The organism is uncultured Helcococcus sp. (assembly GCF_946998255.1).
Classification (GTDB): domain Bacteria; phylum Bacillota; class Clostridia; order Tissierellales; family Peptoniphilaceae; genus Helcococcus.
In genome coordinates this window covers 1-4,658 of the sequence record NZ_CAMPYN010000075.1, presented here as the reverse complement: position 1 = coordinate 4,658, position 4,658 = coordinate 1, and the positions used below count along the sequence as shown (strand labels likewise).

The 4,658-nt window shown below is 33.2% G+C and carries 6 protein-coding genes; all 6 read left to right on the top strand.

Annotated elements, in window-relative coordinates:
- Positions 1-356, top strand: a 356-nt coding sequence (locus Q0U66_RS05490) for a transketolase C-terminal domain-containing protein (protein ID WP_297378441.1), incomplete at its 5' end; no start/stop codon positions are given.
- A 93-nt stretch (positions 357-449) separates the two neighbouring features.
- Positions 450-935, top strand: a complete 486-nt coding sequence (gene rpiB / locus Q0U66_RS05485) for a ribose 5-phosphate isomerase B (RefSeq protein ID WP_297378438.1) — start codon at positions 450-452, stop codon at positions 933-935.
- Between the two features lie 96 nt (positions 936-1,031).
- Positions 1,032-1,676, top strand: a complete 645-nt coding sequence (gene trmB / locus Q0U66_RS05480) for a tRNA (guanosine(46)-N7)-methyltransferase TrmB (protein ID WP_103981733.1) — start codon at positions 1,032-1,034, stop codon at positions 1,674-1,676.
- A gap of 19 nt (positions 1,677-1,695) precedes the next feature.
- Entirely contained in the window at positions 1,696-2,046 is a 351-nt protein-coding gene (locus Q0U66_RS05475; protein ID WP_297378433.1) for a Spx/MgsR family RNA polymerase-binding regulatory protein, read from the top strand.
- Positions 2,043-3,194, top strand: coding sequence for a radical SAM family heme chaperone HemW (gene hemW / locus Q0U66_RS05470; protein ID WP_297378430.1), 1,152 nt, complete (start codon positions 2,043-2,045; stop codon positions 3,192-3,194). The genes Q0U66_RS05475 and hemW overlap by 4 nt, the downstream gene beginning before the upstream one ends.
- A 9-nt stretch (positions 3,195-3,203) precedes the next feature.
- Positions 3,204-4,556, top strand: coding sequence for a 23S rRNA (uracil(1939)-C(5))-methyltransferase RlmD (gene rlmD / locus Q0U66_RS05465; RefSeq protein WP_297378427.1), 1,353 nt, complete (start codon positions 3,204-3,206; stop codon positions 4,554-4,556).
- Positions 4,557-4,658: the final 102 nt, after the last annotated feature.

Here is a 4,658-nt window from a genome sequence, read left to right as displayed (position 1 = left end):
GAGAAAATCCAGAAATAGTATTGATTGGTACAGGTTCAGAAGTTCAATTAGCTTACGAAGTAGCAGAAAGCTTACATGAAAAGGGGATATCAGCTAGAGCTGTATCAATGCCTTCAATGGAATTATTTGATGCACAAACAGAAGAATACAAGGCAGAAGTTTTACCTGAAGATACAATTAGAGTTGCCATTGAAGCTTCATCAGAACAAGCTTGGTACAAGTATGTAGGCTTAGATGGATTGATTGTACAAATGGAAACATTCGGTTTATCAGGTCCAGCTGAAGAAGTGTTTGACCACTTCGGATTTACAAGAGATAAGATTTTAGCTAATATTAAAGATAAATTCGATTTATAAAAGTAAGTAAAATTATTCCTCAAACTCAGAAGTTGTTTGAGGAAATTCATCCTTGTTAGTAAAGATATTAAGATATAAAACAAAGGAGAAGGTATGAAATTAGCTATTGGCTGCGACCACACCGCAGTAGACTTAAAAAAAGAAATAATTGAATATGTAAAATCTTTAGGTCATGAAATAGATGATTTAGGGCCATACACTGATGAAAAAACCGATTATCCAATTTATGGACAAAAGGTAGCTAAGGCAGTGGCAAATAAAGAATATGATGGTGGTATCCTTATCTGTGGTACAGGTGTAGGTATTTCCATAGCAGCAAACAAGGTAAAAGGTGTAAGAGCTGTATGCTGTAGTGAACCATATTCTGCAAAACTATCAAAGCAACACAATGATTCAAATATAGTTGCTTTTGGTTCTAGGGTTGTAGGAGCAGAAATGGCTAAGATGATAGTTAAAGAATGGTTAGATGCTGAATATGAAGCTGGAAGACACCAAAGACGTGTTGACATGCTTAGTGAAATAGAAGAAGAGGGCCACGACTTAGAAGCAGACCTTAAAGATGTTAAGATAAATTGCTAATATATTCATTGAGAAGGATAGGATTTCTATCCTTCTTTTTTTATGCATGTATGAATCTTTCCAAATCTGTTATAATATTTAGATAAGGAGATGACTATGAGATTGAGATATAAGCCTTTTGCGCTACCAGAATTACATGAAAATAAGTTGGTATATTTTGACCCAAAAGAAAATAAGGGAAGATGGAAAGAAATATTTGGAAATGACAATCCCATCCACATAGAAATCGGAGCAGGCCGTGGTGGATTTATAAAAGAATTGGCTCTTAGAAATCCTGATATAAACTACATAGCAGTAGAAATGGATGAAAAGATTTTTGTCTATACAGGAAGAATGTTTCTAGAAGAGGAAGAAAACATTCAAAATGTAAGACTATTAAAGGACAAGGCTGAAAACTTGGCAGAGTTTTTTGAAGAGGATGAAGTAGATAAAATATATATAAACTTTTCAAATCCTTGGCCAAAAAAGAAACACCATAAGAGAAGGATCACCCATCCAAGGCAGCTTGTAAACTATGTTAAGATCTTGAAAAATGGTGGTCTAGTAGAATTTAAGACAGATGACAGACCATTTTTTGAAGATTCTTTAGAATACTTTGAAGAAAATGGCTTTGAATTATTAGAATACACCTTTGACTTAACAGAAGAATTCAAAGCTGACAATATAGTTACTGAATATGAAAGAAAATGGAGAAAAAGAGACATTCCTATAAACTATTTAAAAGTTGAGTTACACAAGTAAGAAAAGAGAAGAGGTAAAAATGTTATTTATATGTTATGAAAAATGTTCCACATGTAAAAAGGTAAAAGATTTGCTGGATGACAAGGGACTTAAATATGACTTTAGGTCTATAAAGTCTGAAAATCCAACAGTTAAAGAATTAAAAGATTGGCACAAAAAATCAGGACTGGATATAAAAAGATTTTTTAATACATCAGGAAAAATCTACAGGGAAAACAATCTAAAAGACAAACTAGAAACTATGACTGAAGAAGAAAAATATGACCTATTAGCTACAGATGGCATGTTAGTGAAAAGACCTATATTGATCACAGATGACAAGGAAGTCTTTGTTGGTCCAGATGTTAAAAAATATGTAGAAAGCCTATGATAAACACAGAAAACAAGCCAATAGGTTTATATATACACATACCTTTTTGTGAAAAGAAGTGTAACTACTGTAACTTCCTAACCTTTGTAAACAATGATGAACAAATAGAAAAATATGTACAATACTTGATAAAGGAAATCAACCTATATAAGGGTGAAAATATCCACCTAGATACAATCTATATAGGTGGGGGGACACCATCATATTTGGATGAAAAATACATGGTCCAAATAGTAGATGCTATAAAAAATGTATTTGTATTGGAAGACAATATAGAATTTACCATAGAAATGAATCCGGAATCAGTTGAAGTAGATAAGATAAAGACCTATCTGCAAATAGGAATAAATAGGTTTTCTATGGGAGTCCAATCTTTTAATAATGATGTTTTAAATATAATGGGAAGGCTCCACAACAGGACTTCAGTATTCAAGAAACTAGCCTTGATGAGGGAACTTGGTTGTAAAAATATATCAATAGACCTTATGCTGGCCAACCCAAAACAAGATATAGAGATTTTAAGGGAAGACTTGTCTATAGCATGTAAGTTAGATATAGACCACATTTCCTACTATTCTTTAATTTTAAAAGAGCAGACATATTTTGACCTTTGGTATAGGCAAGGGAAAATAGAGCTTTTTGATCCTGAAGAGGAAAGAAAAATGTACCATGAAGTAGTAGATACCCTGGTTAAAAATGGCTTTGACCACTATGAAATCTCATCATTTGCTAAAAAAGGACTAAGGGGAATCCACAATGCCAAATATTGGACCCTCAATGACTTTATAGGCCTAGGCATGGGAGCTGCAGGAAATATTTCTAGAACAAGGTTTGAAAATGTTAGAGATTTTGATAGCTACTATGAGCTCTTGGACAAGGATCAAAAGCCTCTTTTAGAAAAGGAAGAGCTTTCCATAGAAGATAGGGAAAAAGAGTATTTAATGTTAAATCTAAGAATGATGAAGGGCTTTGACATTGACCAGATGAACAAAAAGTTTTCAATAGATTTTGAAGAAAAATACAAGGATATTTTAGAAAAAAATATAGGTGCAGGTATACTAAAGAAAGAAAATAATAGGATAAAATTTACAGATTATGGCATAGATAATGGAGAAGTATTTTTCCATGAACTCTATGGGTTAAATTAAGGGAAATATATGGCGATAAAAGTTGTAAAAATAATTGATATGGTCTTGCCAAACTTTTCAATTGGTCAAGATGATGAAGGAAAAGAATACAGGTTCAAGGGCGGCGTCCTTGGTCAAAAAGTTTTGATAAAAACTGGTAAAAAGAAGGCTGGTTACTTTTCAGGCAAGCTATTAAATATTGAAGAAAAGTCAGACTTGGAAACGCTAGGAAACCATGACAAGTTGAATGAATTATCAGGTAACAAGTTTGAAAACATTCCTTATGAAAAAGAACTGGAAATAAAGAAAAACATGCTAACTAAGCTCTATAAGGACTTAGATTGGAAGGAAGACATTAAATTAAATCCTTCACCTTTGATTTCTGGATATAGGAATAAGATGGAATACACCTTTGGTGATTCTGAAAAAGATGGTCCCCTTATCCTAGGCATGGCCAAGCTTGGAAGATTTTATGAGAAAGTTGACTACGGTGGAGGCTCAATAGCAAATCCAGACTTTGATAAGATAAGAAAATTTACCCAAGAATTTTTCAGAGAAAAAAATATTAACCACCACCACAAGACCAGACATGAGGGAGAACTCAAGTTTTTCATAATAAGATATTCAATTTATGAAAATGCCTATATGCTAAATCTTGTAACAAAAGAATCAGAAGTCATTAACCAAAACTTGCTTGAAGAATTTATAGACAGGGCTAGACAGTTAGATTTAGATGGTGAAATATCATCATTCTTCCATACTGTTTCAAATTCAGTAGCTGATGCTGTTGTTGCAGAAAGAGTAGAAAAGGTATGGGGCAAGGACTATTTGACTGAAAAAATCAATGGATTAATCTTTAGAATAAGCCCATTCTCATTTTTCCAACCAAATCCAAAGGGAGCAGAAAATCTTTACCAAAGAGCCCTTGAATTTGCAGGAGATATTGAAAATAAAATAGTATATGACCTCTATTGCGGTACAGGAACCATATCGCAAATCTTTGCCAAAAAAGCCAAGGAAGTAGTTGGGGTAGAAATAGTGGAAGAGGCTGTAGAAAAAGCAATAGAAAATGCAAAAATCAATGAATTGGATAATCTAGTTTTTAAAGCTAATGATGTATTGAAAGAAATAGATAGTTTAACAAAAAAACCAGACATAGTCGTAGTAGACCCACCAAGAGCAGGCATACACGCAGAGGCTATAGAAAAAATAAGCAAAATGAAAGCAGACAAAATTGTCTATATATCCTGCAACCCTGTAAGCCAGGTAGAAGATATAAAACTATTTGAAGCAAATGGCTATAGGCTGGAAAAATTAGAAACCTTTGACCAGTTTCCAAGGACTGTACATGTGGAAGCTATAGCGTTGATACAAAAGATGTAAATTTAGAAATCCTGCATTTTAAGCAGTTTTATAAGCATTTTGTCTTCGATAAAGATGAAGAAGGATACGTCAAAAAGACTCAAAAAAACTACATGGATGTAA

Coding starts and splice junctions, on each gene's coding strand:
- rpiB (WP_297378438.1), top strand. CDS start 450: ATGAAATTAGCTATTGGCTGCGACCACACCGCAGTAGACTTAAAAAAA.
- hemW (WP_297378430.1), top strand. CDS start 2,043: ATGATAAACACAGAAAACAAGCCAATAGGTTTATATATACACATACCT.
- rlmD (WP_297378427.1), top strand. CDS start 3,204: ATGGCGATAAAAGTTGTAAAAATAATTGATATGGTCTTGCCAAACTTT.
- Q0U66_RS05475 (WP_297378433.1), top strand. CDS start 1,696: ATGTTATTTATATGTTATGAAAAATGTTCCACATGTAAAAAGGTAAAA.
- trmB (WP_103981733.1), top strand. CDS start 1,032: ATGAGATTGAGATATAAGCCTTTTGCGCTACCAGAATTACATGAAAAT.